Genomic DNA, 15,936 nt, shown 5'->3' with positions numbered 1-15,936 from the left:
TGCTGCTACGCTGGCTTCGTCATCACGACGATCTCACCCGGCGATGACGCCATCACGCGCGCGCCGTCGTCACCGGCCGCGGCGAGCAGCCGGCGGACCGGCTCGTCGAGCGGCTCATCGGAGAGTTCAAAGGTCGAGTGATGGATCGGGAGCAGGAACCTCGCGCCGATCGACGTGAACATCCGCCAGACCTGCTCGGGCGTGGCGTGCATGTGCTCCCACGGGTCGTATGCGCCGATGCCGAACGCCGCGACATCGATCGGGCCGACCAAGTCGTGTGCCCGCGCGAACGACGTTGTGAAGGCGGTGTCACCGGCGAAGAGGATCGAGCCCTCCGGGTGTTTCACGGCGTAGGCGAGCGTGCCTCGTCCGCGATCGAGCACGAGCCGCGCCCCCCAGTGGGCGGCCTCCAGGGCGTGGATGGTCGCCCCGCCCTGCTCGTACGAGGCGCCGGGCGCGAGCTCGATCACCCGCGCGAACCCGTGCGGCACCAGCGACGCACACCGGAGCGGCGTCACGACCGTGGTGCGATCCGACGCCAGGCCTTCGAGCGTGGGGCGATCGAGATGGTCGAAGTGGGCGTGCGTCAGCAGCAGCAGGTCCGAGCCCGCCAGCGACCCCGGCGCGACCGGCGCGGGCGCGCGACGCGAGAGCCCCCACGTCCGGCCGAGCAGGCGCGGGCCGATCCGCTCAGAGAGCACCGGATCGACCACGATCGTGATCGGTCCGAGCGTCGCCATCACCGACGCGTGCCCGAGCCAGATCAGGGCCATCCCGTGGGGCGCGAGTTCGGACAAGAGGTCTCGCACCTCGGCGGGCGGCCTTGCCGAGCCCGCGTTCGCCAGCACGCCCCGACGGAGGAACGAGCCGAGCAGCTCCGGCGGATAGCGCCGGAGCCCCGAGCGGATCGCCCGTGTCGAGAGTCTCAGCCCGCCCAGAGCGCCTGCGCCTCTCTGGGCGGGGTGATCCGCGCCCGCCGGGCGTCGCCGAGACTCGTCGGATGGGCGCACGGGGCTGGGCATGGCCATCTCAGCGTAGACTGCCCTTGTGATCTCCGACGTGCTGACGTGGATCTCGCTCTCGCTGCCGCTCCTCCACTGGGGCTTGGTGATCACGCTGGCGCTTCGCATCCTGTCGAAGCGCAGGCCCCCCGGCGTCTCGATCGCGTGGCTGCTCGTGCTCGCGATCGTGCCGTTTCTCGGCGCGGCGGTCTATCTGCTCTTCGGCGAGGCGTGGCTCGGCGCGTCGCGCATCAGGCGGTCGCTCTCCGCCGAGCGACCGGTGCGTAGGTTGATGGAACGCGTCGAGCGGCGCGCGGGCGCGGAGATCCATGAGCTGCCCGAGTGCGTCGAGTCTGTCGCGCTCGTCGGCATGGCGACCGATGCGATGCCGGTCGTCGGCGGCAACGCCGTCGAGATCCTCGACGGCGCGGACGAGGCATTCCCCGCGATCATCCGGGACATCGACGAAGCCCAGCGATCCATCGAGCTGCTCTTCTATATCTGGGAGCCGCGCGGGCGCGTGCTGGAGGTCGAACGGGCGATCGAGCGTGCCGCGGCGAGGGGCGTTCACTGTCGGGTGCTGGTGGACGCGACCGGGGGCGCGTCGTTCTTCGGTTCCGGCTCGCCTCGCCGGTTGCGAGAGGCGGGGGTCGAGGTCGAACGGGCGTTGCCTGTGAAGTGGCTGCGGGCCCATCTCTCGCGGATCGATCTTCGCAACCACCGCAAGCTCGTGATCATCGATGAGCAGATCGGATACACGGGCAGTCTGAACATGGCGGACCCGAAGCACTTCAAGGTCCGGGCGGGTGTGGGCGAGTGGGTCGATGTCATGGCTCGCGTGCGCGGGCCCGGGGTCGCGACGCTGTCGGCCGTGTTTGAGTCTGACTGGATGATCGAGACCGCGCGCACCTGCCCCGAGGCGATCGCGCGCGAGTCGATCGCGCAGCAGGTCGGGAACGTCGAGATGCAGGTGGTGCCCTCCGGCCCGCGTTCGCACCAGGAGACCATCCATCGCATGCTGATCCAGGGCGTTCACGAGGCCCGGCGCGAACTGGTTTTCACCACGCCCTACTTCACGCCGGATGAGGCGATGATGGCCGCGCTCGTGACCGCGGCGCAGCGGCGCGTCGGCGTGACGCTGATCGTCCCCGAGCGGGTGGACAGCCGCCTCGTCGCGCTCGCTTCCAGCGCGTACTACCAGGATCTTCTCGACGCGGGCGCGAGGATCATGCTCTATCAAGGAGGGTTGCTGCATGCCAAGACCGTCACGATCGACGGCACGATCGCGATGCTCGGGACGGTGAACATGGACCGGCGGAGTTTCGGGATCAACTACGAGTTGAGCGTGTTTCTGTATGACGCCGCGGCGTGCGCGCGATTGCGCGAGGTGCAGCAGCACTATCTGCAAGAGAGTGTGGAGATCACCTCGACGGACTGGGCTCGGCGCAGCCGCGTGAGGAGACTGGTGGAGAACGGCGTGCAGCTGCTCTCGCCACTGCTGTAGGTGGATCGTTGCGCGGCGAGAGACTCAGCCGGGTGGGGCGCGGGAGGGGGGTTGAGGCGAAGGGGCAGAAGGACAGAGGGGCAAAGGGATAGAGGGGGATGATGCAGAATCGGGTGGCATGGCTGCGCTTGCGCAGCCATGTGGGGAGTCCGGTGAGGGCGATGATGCGCTTTGAGCGCATGTGTGTTCATCGGAGCATGCCTGCACTTGGGAGTCCGCATCGTCCTTGGGGGACGATGCGGGTGGAAGGTCCTGAAGAGCGCCAGCCGGGTCAACCGGCTGGCTTGGAGACTCAGACATCCGCTCACTCACGTTCGCGGTTCTATGAGAGGACGAGGCATCGCGGTTGTTCGCGCCGGTCGGCTCAGCACATGCCTGCACTTCGTGCAAGCATGCCACCCGGGAGGGGGAGGTGGTATCCATCGGCACTGGTTCCGGTTCTTGACGCTGCGCGTCAGAACCGGGAACCAGTGGCACCCGAGAGTGGTCCGGGGCGGACCTCGATGGCACGGGGCTGGCATCGCGTTCGCGTTTGAGTGTGTGGATGAAGCGCAGTGTGGTGGGGTCGATGGGGATTGCGGGGTAGGCGCGGGCGATGCGGTAGAGGAGCCATGAGGCCTTGCGGGCGTCGGTGCGTTGGCGTTGGCGGATGTGGAGGGCTTCGGTGGAGCGGCCGAGGGGTTCGTTGGATTCGGCATCGACGTGGGCGCGGAGGGTGAAGGAGAGGGAGTTCACAGCATCGGTGAGGAGGCAGGCGGCGGAGACGCGGGCGCGGCGGTATGCGGCCTGCTCGATCTGGTCGAGCATGGTCTGGGTTTCGGCGAGTGCGATCCACGCGCTGAGTGCGTGGACGGTTGTGTTGTTGTTGGCGGCGACATCGGCGAGTGAGGCGTAGGGAGAGACGATGTCGTTGAGGACATCGTGGATCTGCTCGGGAGAGGGGTTGAAGGGGATGATGCGGGGGATGCCGCGGACGGAGACGGGGGAGCGGGAAGGGGCAGAGGGAGGGGGAGAGGGGTTGCGGGGCTTGCGGTTGGTGCCGCGGGTTTTGCGGTATTGAGGATCTGCCCACTCTGCATCGTCGAGTGTGTGGCGTGGGGGGGAAGCCGGAGGGACAGAGGGAGTGGGAGCACTGACCCGAAGCGGGTCAGTGTCACGGGAGATGGAATCACCGCTCTGGCCCGCCTCGGCGGTGCCACCCATGAGGACACCGCTCTGTAGAGCGGTGCCACCAGGAAAGGAGTCCCCAAGAGTTGTCGCGGTGTGGGCGACCATGAGTACGGGTAATGTACGTCATGGTGAGGGGTGTGTCAATGGGTTTTGTTTGGTATGTGGAAGATTGATGGAAGTCATTGGGGGGAAGGGGGATGCAGAAGGCATGGTGGGGGGAGGGAAGGGTGGCGCGAGGGTGAAGGTGAAGCGCAAGCGGGCCAGCGGGGCATTGCGGCCCGACGGGGCGTCACTTGCTTGATTTTCTGCGGTTGTCTTCTTTGCAGAGCATCTGGCAGTTTGCTGCGACGGTCTTGCCGCCTTTGCTCCATGGCGTGGCGTGGTCGGCCTCCATCTCTTCGATGGCAAAGGGCTTCCTGCATTTCGCGCACTTTCCCTTCTGCCGCTGGTATGCCTCACGCTTCATATTGGGAGTGAACGCGCGGATGTTCAGATGCCATTCATCGCCGCTCAGTACAAACGGGTAGATCCCCGGCTTGCTCGTCACGTCCTCATCTTCCATGAGGTCCGCGACCTGCTTCTCTAGTCTTTTGGGGTCCAGCGCCTTCTTTCCAAACTCGTTGAAGAGCGGCCCCCACGCCACACCCTTCATCTCTTTGCGGTAGGTCGGGAAGGTCGCCTTGGCCCAGTCGATGACGCTGCGGAAGTGGTTCCAGAGGGCGACGGCGCTGGGGTCGTGCTGGTGCTTGCCCATGTACTCTTCGATCGTCTTGACGCCCTCGGCCTCCGCGTGCCACTCGATCGCGGTTTCAAGGTATTCCTGACGTATGGCGACGCCCTTGAGGTAGTCGCCCGCGAGGCCGTAGGCGGGGCAGCCGGTCTTGCTGAAGTAGCGTTTGGCGTCGGCGGTCCACGGCCCGGCATAGACGGCGTTGCGGAGTTCCTGCTCGGTGAGTTTCTCGCCCGCGATGTTGATGGTGCGGAACCAGTCCAGGCGCTCGCTGTCGGTGCCGGAGCAGAAGTAGACCATGCACTCATAGTCGAGGATCTGCTTGCGGTGGTCGTCCTGCTGGTTGTTGAAGTAGAGCCCGTCGATGGAGAAGTCGCCGTTCACGTATTGGCAGATTGAAAGGGTACGCTGCTGGCCGTCGATGACTTCGTAGTTGCCATCGTCGCGGACGGACCAGTACATGACGTTGAGGGGGAAGTTCCGGCGGACGGTGTCGATGACGGCGTTGCGCTGCTTGTCCTTGTAGATGAACTCTCGCTGGTAGGGGGGGCGGACGTCGAGCTTGCCGCCGAAGGCGCGGACGCCCTCTTCGGCATTGTCGAGATAGCCAGCGGCGAGTTGGCGGACGGTGATGCGGTGGAGGTCAATCTTCATTTGCTCTGCTTCTTTCGGCGGATGAGGATCCGGCCGTACTTCAATCTGCCATTGATATACGGGCCATCCTTGTTGCTCGCAGACGGGATGCCTGCAAGCCCTCTGATATTCCCCGCTATCAGACCAATGATCTCGAACTGCTCAGGATTGTGGTGCTCAAGGAACGTCACCGGGACTCCCATTACGCCGTCAAAATCCATCGGTATGTTCTTGTACGCAGACACTTCCACCGCGTCATAGTTGTCGAATTTCGGATATGCTTTTTTGTCGAAAGTCTTGTACAGCGTGAGGTCTTCGTGCCGCTTGGCAATGTCGAGGTTCGTGAACCAGCAGGCGTTTCCGAGACTGCGCCAGTTGGTGCCATTCTCGTCTCGCCAGCTTCTCGTTCCGCGCATTTCGTAGTGATCTGGAACAACAAAAGCCACCGGGTGCGTGTTCCCCAGCCAAATTCTGTTATCCCGGATCAGCGTGAAGATCTCCCGATATGTGATCGCGTTGTGATTGCCAATAATGATGAACTTCTTGCCGCTTTCCACCAACTGCGCCACGTACTCCCTGAACAGGGAGAAGGGCGGGTTGGTGACGACGATGTCCGCTTCCTTCAGGAGCGCGATGCACTCCTTGCTGCGGAAGTCGCCGTCGCCGTCCAGCATCTTTTTATCGAGCTTGGTAAACCCCGGGACGCTTCCGCCCGGCGTCAACTCGCCGCTGTAGATCAGCCGAAGGCCGCGACCGCTCTCGTTCTGGCTGAAGAGGTCGGGGTCTGCGTTGCGATAGCAGGTCGTGATGAGCCGCTTGAGTTTCAGATCGTGGAACTTCCGCGAGAAGTAGCGGAAGAAGTTGCTGACTTTGGGGTCGTCGCAGTTGCAGAGGACCGTCTTGCCCGCAAAGTGCTTGGTGTAGTGCTTGAGTTCCTTCTCGATGTCGGGGAGTTGCGTGTAGAACTCGTCTTGCTTGGTTGCTTTGGCGGCGTGGAGACTGCGATTCAGGTTCTTGGGCGCGGGTGGCTTGGCTGGTGCGCGCTTTCGAGGCGGTTTCGGCATGGCGTCGATGGTACCTCATAGATTTCTATCGGGCAAAGATGGTGTGGTTGAGTACGGCCGAGCTTGTGCCCGGGGATTCCTTGAAGGCGGATGCGCTGTTGCTCGGAACGGTTGGCTCAGAACATGCCTGCGCACGCGCTGGCGTGCCACCCCGTGCGCTTGGCTGTGGATCGGGGCTGTGTGTGCGATGGAGGTGGCGGTGGGGACGGGGGATTGAAGAAAAGTCGCGTGAGGACCAAGGGGTGTGTTTGCGGGTTTCGTTGATGATGATGTCGGGGCATGTCGCCGGGAGGCGAGCCCGGGCACGCGGGAGTGTTTCCCGCGAACACACGAAGAACAACACACGGTTCCTTACCAGGAGGTCTCACATGTCCGCCAAGATGTCAATCCGTACGCTCGTTGCCGCACTCGCCATCACCACGCTGCCTCAGATCGCTCTGGCCGGCCCGCTCACTCCTCCGGACGGGATGCCCGGCCCGACGATGAAGACGCTGGATCAGGTTGAGCCGCGTCGTCCGATCAACATGGACACGGTTCCCGGCGACGGCACCGCGTTCTACATCATCAACCAGAGCGGCAGCTACTACCTGACGGGGATGGCGATCGTGACCGGGGACATCGTCGCGATCCAGGTGAATGCTCCGAACGTTGTGATTGATCTGAACGGCTTCATGGTTGTTCGGGCGACCCCTGCGGCGTCGACCAAGCCGCTGATCCGCGTCAGCAACTCGGCTTACGGCGACGTGACGATCAAGAACGGGACGATCCGGAACGCCGGCGGGCACGGGATCGAGCTTGCGGGTCCGAACTGCCGCGTCGAGAACGTGACGGTGACGACTCCGGGCGGTCACGGGATCTACGCCTATGGCGCACGCAACCAGGTCCTGAACTGCATCATCGACACCCCGAAGATGGACGGCATCAACGTCGGTGACGAGGCGATCGTGATGAACAGCCAGGTCCAGGGCTCGACCACGCACGGCATCACCGCCGGCGCGAACTCCGAGGTGCGCTCCAGCAGGGTGAAGACGGCCGGCCAGAACGGCATCAACGTCGGTTCAGGCACACTCGTGCAGGACTGCACGGTGAGCACGGCGACGGCCTTCGGCATCGCGGCCCAGTTCAACACCGGGACCCAGCGGTTCATCAACAACACGGTGACGAACTGCGGCTCCGGCGGCATGCGGATCTACTCGACGAGCCAGGTTGTCGGCAACACCGTCAACCTCACCGGCCTGAACGTGCCGGGCCTGACGATCTTCAGCGACGGCAGCCGCGTGCAGAACAACCTGTTCATCGGCGGCAGCCACGCGGTGACGATCGATGCCTCGGGCGACGACAACCTGGTGTTCGGCAACCAGGCGGTGAACCCCGGCACGGGCAACGGGTTCGGCAGCGTGAACGTTGCGAACAACCAGGTCGGCCCGATCGTGACTGCGGGCGGGACGATCGCCTCGACGAACCCGTTCGCGAACTTCAGCCACTGATCGGCTGCTGAGAGTCGAACGCCTCCCATGCACGCACCCGACGGACCTCCGCGGGTGCGTGCGTTCTTTTTGTGGGTGGATGAGCGGGGCGATTCACTCGCTGTCGGTGCGTGCCTCGCGCTCGAGTTCGAGGGCGAGGGCCTTGCCGAAGTGCTCGAACTCGGCGAGGGTGTTGTAGAGCTGGGCGGAGATGCGTGTGAAGCGCGTGCCGCAGTCGGGGAGGGCCCAGACGGGGACCTGGATGCGGTGCTCGTCGACGAGGCGGTCCTGGAGGGGATCGCCGAAGACGGTTCGTGTGTTCCTGGCGGCGGCGGGGAGCGCGGGGAGGAGGATGGTGGCCATGGAGGGGAGCATGTCTTCGGGCGCGGGGGGCGCGAGGCCGGTGGCCTTGCAGACGGCGGCGCGTCCCTTGACGACGAGGTCGTGGTTGCGCTTCATGAGGGCAGGGATTCCGCCGGGGAGGACCTTGTCGAAGAAGTCGAGTGCGGCGGGGACGGCCAGGAGCGCGGAGTAGTCGGAGGTTCCGACGTAGTCGAACTCGGCGAGGAAGGGGGCGCGATCGTCGCGGACGTTGTGGACGCGGCTGGAGAGGGAGATCGGCCTGAAGCCCTTCTGGAGCCCGGGTTGGACGTGGAGGAAGGAGGAGCCCTTGGGGCTGGAGACCCACTTGTGGAAGTCGGCGACGTAGTAGTCCGCGCCGAGGTCGGTGACGTCGAGGGTGACCTGGGCGGGGGCGTGCGCGCCGTCGATGAGGACGCGGATGCCCCGCGCGTGGAGGAGGTCGGTGAGTTTCTTGACGGGGAGGATGATGGCCGTCGGGCTTGTGATGTGCGAGATGATGGCGAGCCGGGTGCGGGGCGTAACTGCGGCCATCACGGCGTCGATGACCTGCTGCTCGTCGGTGATGGGGAAGGGGACCTTGGCCTTGACCGTCTTCGTGCCCAGCCGCTCGGCCATGCGTCCGAGCTCGTTGATGGCGGACATGTACTCGTGCGTGTTGACGAGGATCTCATCGCCGGGCTTGAAGTCGATGTTCTGGAGGACGGTGGCGATGGCGACGGTGGCGTTGGGCGCGAAGGCGAGGTCCTTGGGCGCGCAGTTGACGAACGCGCCGACGCGCTCGCGGACGACGTCGGTGAGGCGTTCGAGGTGCTGCATGAAGAAGCGGACGGGCTCGCGTTCCATCAGCGCGCGGATCTCGTTCTGCGCGTCGATCACGACTTCCGGGCATGCGCCGTAGGAGCCGTGGTTGAGGAACGTGATCGCGGGGTCGAGGCGCCAGTGTGTGGCGAACTCGGACCGAGAGGGCCGGGTGGAGGTGGTCGTCTTCACGGGTGGGCACCGGGATGTTGGACGCTCAGCCGTTCACGTCCAGGATCCGTCCCGCGTGAACCGCTGTCGCCACTGTATTCCTATCGGCGGGGTGGCGGTAGAGCGGCACAGTTTGAGAGGCGGATTGCGTGCTTGCGCGCGGCGCGGGCTCGGTGAAGTCGATGCCGCCGGGCACCTTGGCGGCGACGAGAGAGGCGAGGCGAGCATCGGTGAGGGGTGCCGCGCCGGGAGCGGCGGCGGATGCGGGAGCGGGCTTTGAGGGCTCGAAGCCGTCGGCGACGGGACCGATGCGGGCGATGGTGCCTTCCTGCTGGAGGGGCTGGCGGCGCACAGCCGGAGAGGCGGGCGCGTAGGTGCGGCCGAGCAGGCCTGGCCTTGAGAGGGGCGTCATGCCCTGACCGAGAGAAGGGTCGATGCGGTCCATCGATGGAGAGTCTACACGGCGGTGAGAGGTTGGCCACGTCCGCTCGTGGTTACCCACACGTCACGCACGCTTGAGGGGTAAAGAGGCGAGGGCGAGGGTGTATGCGGAGGTGGATCTGCCGGCGGTCGGGGTCAGTCGCGGCCCGCGCCCTCGAGGACTTCGGCGATCTCGTATCCCCGGGCGTCGTTGCGGGCGAGGGCGTGCTCGCGCGCGTCCATGCCTTCGGCGTCTTTGGTCCAGACGGCTGCGCCGTGGTCGAGGAGGGCGAAGACCATGTCGATGTTGGCCTCGGCGGCGGCGAGCATGAGGGGCGTGCGGCCCTTGTCGTCCTGGGCGTTGAGGTTGGCGCTCGCGCTCGCGAGCGTCGCGATGAGATCCGCCGGTGTTCCCTCGCGCTCGGCGGCGACGAGGAGCACGGCGGTGGCGATCTCGGCGCGCGAGACGGCGGGCACGGTCGCGAGCGCGGAGGCGAGGTCGGGCGCTTCCATCGACGCGAGGTAGTCGGGTGATGGAACCAGGGGCTTGGGTACTTCGGGGGCGGGATCCGCTTGGCGGGGCGGCTCGGAGATGGGCTTGGGATCGGCGGCGGGCTGGTCGGGCGATTGGGGCACTGGATCAGCAGGGCCGGTTGCGCTGGGGGGTGAGTCGGGGTTGTTGGACTGCTGGGGTGAGTTGTACTTGAGGGCGAGGGTGATCAGCCCGGCGACGACGACGAGCCCGACGATACCCAGGATTGGAGAGGGAACGGGCTGGCGTGATTCGGACATGGGACCTCCGTCGCGATCGCGGGCTCCGCGTGCCCGGCTGCGTTCGCGCTGACAGCGTGAAGGATAGTGCCGATGCGGGGACGGGGCGTGTGATCAGTCCTGCTCGGGGAGGAGCTCGGCGGCGGCGCGTCCGAGGGCGTCGTCGCGGCTCTGGGCCCAGTCGCGGGCGGTGCGGCCGAGACGGTCCTTGACGCTGGTGTCGGCTTTGGCGGCGAGGAGGGCCTTGATGCTCTCGACATCGCCACGATCGGCGGCCCGCATGAGGGGCGTGAGCCCGTCGTTGTCGGTGAGGTTGGGATCCGCACCGGCGGCGAGCAGCAGGGAGAGGACACCGGAAGAGTCGGGTGCGGCGGCGGCCATAGCGACGGGGGTTGCGCCGGAGTTGTCGGCCCAGTCGATGGTGGCGCGGGCTCCGGCGTCGAGGAGGGCCTTGACGCGGTCCATGCTTCCGGCCTGTGCGGCGATGAAGAGGGCGGTCTGGCCCCACTTGTTGCGTGCGTCAACGTTCGCGCCGGCGTTGAGCAGGGCGCGGAGACGGTCGAGATCGCCTCGGGCGGCGGCGAGCATGGTGGCCGTCCAGCCGTCGTCGCCTCGCGCATCGACGCGCGCGCCCTTGTCGAGCAGGGCATTGATGGTTTCGGCGTTGCCCCATCCCGCGGCATAGATGATGGCGGTGCGCCCGTCGCTGGAGCGGGTTTCGAGGGATGCGCCGAGTTCGAGGAGCTTGCGGACGGCGGGGGCGTTGGCGTTCATGGAGGCGGCCATGAGCGGGGTGATGGCGACGCGGGAGAGGCCGCCGGAGGGGAGGAGGGCGTTGATATCCGAACCCTTTTTGGTTTCGCGTTCGATGCCTGCGAGGTCGCCTCCGGATGCGGCGGAGATGATGGCGGGAGAGGCCTGGAGGCCGTAGGCACCGTCGTGTCGGAGTTCGGCGGCGAGTTCGCGGACGGTCCAGAACATGAAGCCGCCTGCGACGAGAAGAATGATGACCACGATCGAGAGAGACATGGGGCGTGACGCGGACATGCTGGACCTCCGTCAATGAAGCGGCGAGAGAAACCGGCGGAGCACGCCGGGCTCCGTATTGGACACGAAAGCGGGATGTGACGCAAGGTCTTGTGTCGAGAGGGAGAGCGCGTGGATGGGGCGTGGACGGGGATCCGGGGATGCCCGGGATCAGCCGCCACCGGGGGGTGGCGGGGGTGCCGGCCTTGGATTCGGCTTTCCGGTCTTGATGTCCTGGTCTCTCAGGTGGCGCGTCATATCGCGGAGGAAGTTGCCGACGCGTGCCTTCTGGTGTGGGGTGGAGTGACTTCCGATGCCGTTATTGAGGGTTGTGAACATGCGTCCGGCCATGTTTCCGGTCATGTTGCCCGATTGCATGAATCGTTGGTCGCGTTCGGCCTGTCGCTTGGCATCGGCGAGGATCTCTTCGTCGGTCTGGGTTGTCTCCTGTCCGGCGACCTGGGACATGAGGCGGACCATCTCGACGACTTTCTGCTCGATGAATTCGCCCTTCTGCTCGCCGGGGACGTTTTTGTAGCCGGAGGCGAAGTTGTCCATCATGTCGAGCATGAGGCGTGAGGCGTTCTCTTCGAGCTGCTCGCGGGCCTTGCCGGAGATGCCGGCTGCGAAGGCGGCCATGAGGACGCTGTCCTGCCCACCCATGCCTCGGACGCGCTTGACGAGGTCGCCGATGAGTTTGACGCGCTGCTCGACCGGGAGTTTGTTGAACTCGGCGGTGAGGAAGGTGAAGTCGAGGACCTGGGACATGGGGGCGGTTGCGTAGTCGGGGATGGGCGTGGGACGGAGCGCGAAGTAGAGCCCGGTCCCGGTGCCGACGAGGGCGGCTCCGGCGATGATCCAGGTCGCGATGCGGAAGCGTTTGTTGTTGTCGTAGCGGTTGCGGCCGGATCTCCACCAGCGGGCGAGGGTCTGCTGGAAGGATTCGGCGCGTGCTCCGGCCTTCTTTTTCTTGCCAGGTTTCGTGTCGGGGATGAGGGCGGGATCGTCGATGAGCGAGCCGAGGCCGGAGAGCGGGCCACTGGACTGCGCGATGGAGATGTTGTGGGGCGTGTTCATGGGAGGGGGAGACCTCCGAAGCGTGCGGCTTCTTTGAGGAACTTGGCGAGTTCGGAGTCTGAGGCCTGTCTCGGGGCCCAGTCGGCGCGCCCGTCGGTGAAGAAGAGGGCGCACGCACCGGGAAGATCGCCGCTGCGACCTTTGTGCCAAGCGTCTTCGCGGCTGTCCCACGAGGCATCGGCGAGCACGGGCCAGTCGCGCCGGTTCTCATAGGCCTTTGTCACGCCGAACTCGGGGCGCGGGACGGTGAGCCCTTCGAGGAAGTAGATGAAGAGACCGGGGACGTAGGAGTATGAGGTGCCGTAGACGCGCCAGACGGGCTCGTATCCGGACTCGGCATCGCTGCTTTTGCGATCGCCGGGGCAGACATAGGGCTCGACGGAGATGTAGAGGGAGGTGAGGTCGTCGGGGTTCTCGCGGCGCGGACGGGGCGCGTCGATGTAGCTGTCGAGCACGTCGAGGAGGGTTTCGTCGGTCTCGCCATCGCCCTCGGCCTGGTCTTGCAGGAAGGAGACCTTGGGGAGGATGCGGTTGTTGGTGTCCATGTAGAGGTTGAGGCCGGTGCCCATCCCTCGGAGGTTGGCGAGACAGCGGACGCGGCGTGCGGACTCGCGGGCCTGGGAGAGACTGGGGATCAGGATCCCGATGAGGACGGCGATGATGGAGATGGAGACAAGAAGCTCGATGAGCGTGAAAGCGCGGGGGCGGGGCGCACGCAGCGGGGGCTCGGATCGGTTTGGTGTGTGAAGGGGCATCCTGAGACCTCCGGGTGGCGTGCTGCGAACGGATCCGGTTCATTCCATCGGCTTGCGCGATGCTCCCAAAGCATTGTAAGGGATGCGTTTGTGCGCTCCAAGCGTTTTTGCGAGATGTCGCGAGGCGATGTTGAAAGGAACCACAACCGGGATGTCCGGTTGCGATCACTTGGGAAACCGTCGGTCTGGGTTTCGTCGGAAGTGGGATTATCGATTCGCTCTGGGTGAGCGATTCGAGTTTGTGGGGGTGTTGGAGGGGTGTGGATCAGCCGCGGGAATTGAGGTGGTGTTGCAGGGCGCGGGCTGCGGCGTGTGCGAGGGCATGTCCGGAGCGTGTGGCGACGATGTCGGCCTGGAGGCGCGGCATGAGGGGTCCGGCGAGTGCGAGGTCGCCGATGAGGTCGAGGAGTTTGTGTCGTGCGGGCTCGTCGGGGTATCGGAGGGTGTTGTCGATCGGGCCTTCGGGTCCGATGACGAGCATGTCGCGCGGGGTGAAGCTCTGGAAGAGGCCGAGGGAGCGCATGGCGCGGGCTTCGTGTTCGAGTGAGAAGGTGCGGGCTGGGGCGATGTCGGCGGCGTAGGTCTCGGGGCGTCCGTCCCAGTGGGCGGACTGTTCGCCGATGGGTGCTGGGTAGGCCAGCCGGTAGGTGTAGGAGATGCCGGGTGTGTGCCGCGGGGAGATGAGGATGGATGCGCCATCGTTCTCGATGGAGATCGGCGCGTCGAGGGTGATGGGGTCGGTGGCGGGGGTTTCGGAGGGGACGGAGCCGACAGCGCGGATCTGTTCGACGAATCGGAGGGAGGAGCCGTCGAAGATCGGGAGTTCGGGTCCGAAGGATTCGACAGTGGCATCGGTGATGCCCATGCCGACGAGTGCGGAGAGGGCGTGTTCGACGGTGGCGAGCGCGGGGCCGTCGGGTGCTGCGAGGCAGGTGTGTCTGGCGGGGTGGTGCGCGAAGGCGGGGATCGGGGAGGGGGCGAGGCGATCAATGGAGGCGGGGAAGGTGGCGGGGCCGAGGGTGAAGGCGAGGCCGGTTCTGCTTGTGGCGGGGCGGAGGATGACGGTGGAGGGCTGGCCGGTGAAGAGGCCGATGCCTGTGAGGGTTGCCGCACGGCGGAGGGTTGCGCCGATGGTCATTCGTCCTGATCCCGATTCGGGGCGCGTCCGTTGTCGGCTGGTTTGGAGGATCCGAAGACGCGTCGCTCGAGGGCGCGGACGCGTGAGAAGTACTCGACGAGGCGTCGGCTTGCGGCGCTGATGCGCATGGCCTCTCGTCCCGGGATGGCGGGGAGCCCGAAGACACTTGAAGCGGGCGGGACATCTTCGACGACGCCGGCGCGACCCGCGACCTGTGCCATGGCGCCGATGGTGACGTTGTCGCGGACGGAGGCCGCGCCGCCGAGCATGGCGCCGTCGCCGATGGTGACGGAGCCGCCGATGCCGACGTGTCCGCAGAGGATGACGCAGCGTCCGATGGTGCAGTTGTGGGCGATCTGGACGAGGTTGTCGATCTTGGTGCCGTCGCCGATGGTTGTGGAACCGAACTTGGCGCGGTCGATGGCTGTGTTGGCACCGATCTCGACGGCGTTGCCGATGACGACGTTGCCGATGTGGGGGATCTTGACGAGCGCGCCGGCCTTTGGATCGAGGCGGTAGCCGAAGCCGTCTGCGCCGACGACGACGCCTGCGTGGAGGATGCAGCCGCTCCCGACGACGCAGCGTTCGAGGATGGTGACGCCGGGGTGGAGGGTGGTCTTGGCACCGATGGACGCGCCGGGGCCGAGCGTGACGCCGGAGACGAGCACGGAGCCGGGACCGACTGTGGCGTTGCTGTCGATGTTGCAGAAGGGGCCGACGTGCGCGGTCGGGTCGATGCGGGCATCCTGGTGGACGACGGCGCTTGGGTGGATGCCGGGGGCGCGGGGGATGGGCGGGGGGGCGAAGAGTTCGAGCGTGGAGGCAAGGGCGAGGTCGGCATCCGGGACGATGATCAGGGCCTTTGCGCCGGCGTCGTGGCCGTCGACATCGAGGCCTGTCGAGACGAGCGCGGCCGATGCCCTCGCCTCTTTCCACAGGCGGGCGTTGTTCCCGTCGCGGATGAAGGTGAGTTCGCCGGGCCCGGCCCTATGGAGGGTGTCGAGGCGTTTGACCTCGATGTCGGGCGGGCCGATGAGTTGGGCGCCGAGTGAAGCGGCGATCGATCCGGTCGTGTGCACGTCGGGCCGCTCCGGATTACTTGCCGAACTCGGCGTTCATCAGGGTGATGATGTCGTCGGAGATATCGACGCTGTTGGTGGCGTGGAGGACGGTCCGCGACTGGATGATGAAGTTGATCTCGCGGTCGGTGAGCGACTCGGGGATGTTGATCGAGCGGTTGTCGAGGAGGACGAGGTCCCAGCCGTCTTTGGCGGCGACGCGTGAGATGGCGTTGTTGATCTTGAGGTAGATCTCTCGGAGGATCTCGCCGGTTTCGAGGGCGATGAGGGTCTGGAGGGCCTGCTTGCGGGCCTCGGCCTGGGCGGCGATCTCGATCTGGCGCTGCTTGATCTCGCGGAGTTTGGCGCGGTCGGTCTTGGGGGTGAGTTCGATCTGCTTGGCGAGGCCGTCGAGCTGTTTCTTGAGGTCATCGAGGGTGGCTTGGCGCTGGGCGATCAGGGCGCGCATGTCGTCTTCGCGCTTCTTCTTCTCGGTGAGTCCCTCCATGACGCGTTCGAGGTCGACGATGGCGACGGCGGTGGCCGAGGCCTTGAGCACGGCTTCGGCCTCGGCGGCCGCGCTGGCGCGACGCTCGCCGAGGAGCGCGCCTCCGAGCCCGACGCCGAGACAGAGGGCGACCACGATATAGGAACGATTCAGGGGCATGTGAGACTCCGTGGATGGGGGGCTCCGGTCCCTCCGTGCGTGACTGGGAGCCGCGGGGATGCGTGAACGAGGGATCATACGAGGGCGGGGGGCGGAAGGGGGCGCGGGGGGCCCGGACCCTTCC

At 66.0% G+C, this 15,936-nt stretch carries 15 protein-coding genes; 2 read left to right on the top strand and 13 right to left on the bottom strand.

Translation table 11 applies throughout. The annotated features are described in order from the left end of the window. Window positions 1-5: 5 nt before the first annotated feature. Window positions 6-1,022 carry an MBL fold metallo-hydrolase gene (locus KF838_13580; protein ID QYK47808.1) on the bottom strand — a complete coding sequence of 339 codons (1,017 nt, stop codon included), beginning with the start codon at window positions 1,020-1,022 and terminating at the stop codon, window positions 6-8. 25 nt (window positions 1,023-1,047) lie between these two features. Here KF838_13580 and cls point away from each other — a divergent pair, with 25 nt between their 5' ends. Beyond that, window positions 1,048-2,505 (top strand): cardiolipin synthase, encoded by a 1,458-nt coding sequence (gene cls, locus KF838_13575; GenBank protein QYK47807.1) that lies wholly within the window; start codon window positions 1,048-1,050, stop codon window positions 2,503-2,505. A 24-nt stretch (window positions 2,506-2,529) separates the two neighbouring features. Here the strand turns inward: cls and KF838_13570 are convergent, their stop codons facing one another. The 3 genes from KF838_13570 to KF838_13560 all read right to left on the bottom strand — a co-directional run bounded on the left by KF838_13570 (window position 2,530) and on the right by KF838_13560 (window position 6,102). Next, the gene (locus KF838_13570; GenBank protein QYK47806.1) at window positions 2,530-3,708 is read right to left on the bottom strand and encodes a hypothetical protein; all 1,179 of its coding nucleotides are present in this window, start codon (window positions 3,706-3,708) and stop codon (window positions 2,530-2,532) included. Window positions 3,709-3,964: 256 nt separating this feature from the next. Further along, complete coding sequence (locus KF838_13565) at window positions 3,965-5,059, bottom strand: DUF262 domain-containing protein (protein ID QYK47805.1); 1,095 nt, start codon at window positions 5,057-5,059, stop codon at window positions 3,965-3,967. Beyond that, the gene (locus KF838_13560) at window positions 5,056-6,102 is read right to left on the bottom strand and encodes an adenine-specific methyltransferase EcoRI family protein (GenBank protein ID QYK47804.1); all 1,047 of its coding nucleotides are present in this window, start codon (window positions 6,100-6,102) and stop codon (window positions 5,056-5,058) included. Before KF838_13560 ends, KF838_13565 begins: the two co-directional genes overlap by 4 nt. Window positions 6,103-6,470: 368 nt before the next feature. Here KF838_13560 and KF838_13555 point away from each other — a divergent pair, with 368 nt between their 5' ends. Beyond that, complete coding sequence (locus KF838_13555) at window positions 6,471-7,589, top strand: right-handed parallel beta-helix repeat-containing protein (protein ID QYK47803.1); 1,119 nt, start codon at window positions 6,471-6,473, stop codon at window positions 7,587-7,589. Between the two features lie 93 nt (window positions 7,590-7,682). On the opposite strand, the gene KF838_13550 is transcribed toward KF838_13555, so the two are convergent. The 9 genes from KF838_13550 to KF838_13510 all read right to left on the bottom strand — a co-directional run bounded on the left by KF838_13550 (window position 7,683) and on the right by KF838_13510 (window position 15,812). Then, window positions 7,683-8,921: an aminotransferase class V-fold PLP-dependent enzyme gene (locus KF838_13550; protein QYK47802.1), complete on the bottom strand. Its 1,239-nt coding sequence runs from the start codon at window positions 8,919-8,921 to the stop codon at window positions 7,683-7,685. Between the two features lie 25 nt (window positions 8,922-8,946). Then, the gene (locus KF838_13545) at window positions 8,947-9,345 is read right to left on the bottom strand and encodes a hypothetical protein (protein ID QYK47801.1); all 399 of its coding nucleotides are present in this window, start codon (window positions 9,343-9,345) and stop codon (window positions 8,947-8,949) included. Window positions 9,346-9,476: 131 nt separating this feature from the next. Next, window positions 9,477-10,112, bottom strand: a complete 636-nt coding sequence (locus KF838_13540; protein ID QYK47800.1) for an ankyrin repeat domain-containing protein — start codon at window positions 10,110-10,112, stop codon at window positions 9,477-9,479. 93 nt (window positions 10,113-10,205) lie between these two features. Continuing rightward, window positions 10,206-11,138 (bottom strand): ankyrin repeat domain-containing protein, encoded by a 933-nt coding sequence (locus KF838_13535; protein ID QYK47799.1) that lies wholly within the window; start codon window positions 11,136-11,138, stop codon window positions 10,206-10,208. Between the two features lie 150 nt (window positions 11,139-11,288). After that, on the bottom strand, window positions 11,289-12,194 hold the full coding sequence (locus KF838_13530) for a hypothetical protein (protein QYK47798.1): 906 nt from the start codon (window positions 12,192-12,194) through the stop codon (window positions 11,289-11,291). After that, the gene (locus KF838_13525; GenBank protein ID QYK47797.1) at window positions 12,191-12,949 is read right to left on the bottom strand and encodes a type II secretion system protein; all 759 of its coding nucleotides are present in this window, start codon (window positions 12,947-12,949) and stop codon (window positions 12,191-12,193) included. Before KF838_13525 ends, KF838_13530 begins: the two co-directional genes overlap by 4 nt. A 265-nt stretch (window positions 12,950-13,214) precedes the next feature. Next, a complete protein-coding gene (locus tag KF838_13520; GenBank protein QYK47796.1) occupies window positions 13,215-14,087 on the bottom strand; it encodes a UDP-3-O-acyl-N-acetylglucosamine deacetylase in 873 nt (290 codons plus the stop codon). After that, on the bottom strand, window positions 14,084-15,166 hold the full coding sequence (gene lpxD / locus KF838_13515) for a UDP-3-O-(3-hydroxymyristoyl)glucosamine N-acyltransferase (GenBank protein QYK47795.1): 1,083 nt from the start codon (window positions 15,164-15,166) through the stop codon (window positions 14,084-14,086). The genes KF838_13520 and lpxD overlap by 4 nt, the downstream gene beginning before the upstream one ends. Window positions 15,167-15,182: 16 nt before the next feature. Further along, window positions 15,183-15,812 (bottom strand): OmpH family outer membrane protein, encoded by a 630-nt coding sequence (locus KF838_13510; GenBank protein ID QYK47794.1) that lies wholly within the window; start codon window positions 15,810-15,812, stop codon window positions 15,183-15,185. Window positions 15,813-15,936: the final 124 nt, after the last annotated feature.

The organism is Phycisphaeraceae bacterium, from assembly GCA_019454185.1.
Taxonomy (GTDB): Bacteria; Planctomycetota; Phycisphaerae; order Phycisphaerales; family UBA1924; genus JAHBWV01.
The sequence above is the reverse complement of the archived record's forward strand: the minus strand, read 5'-3'. Positions and strand labels throughout refer to the sequence as shown.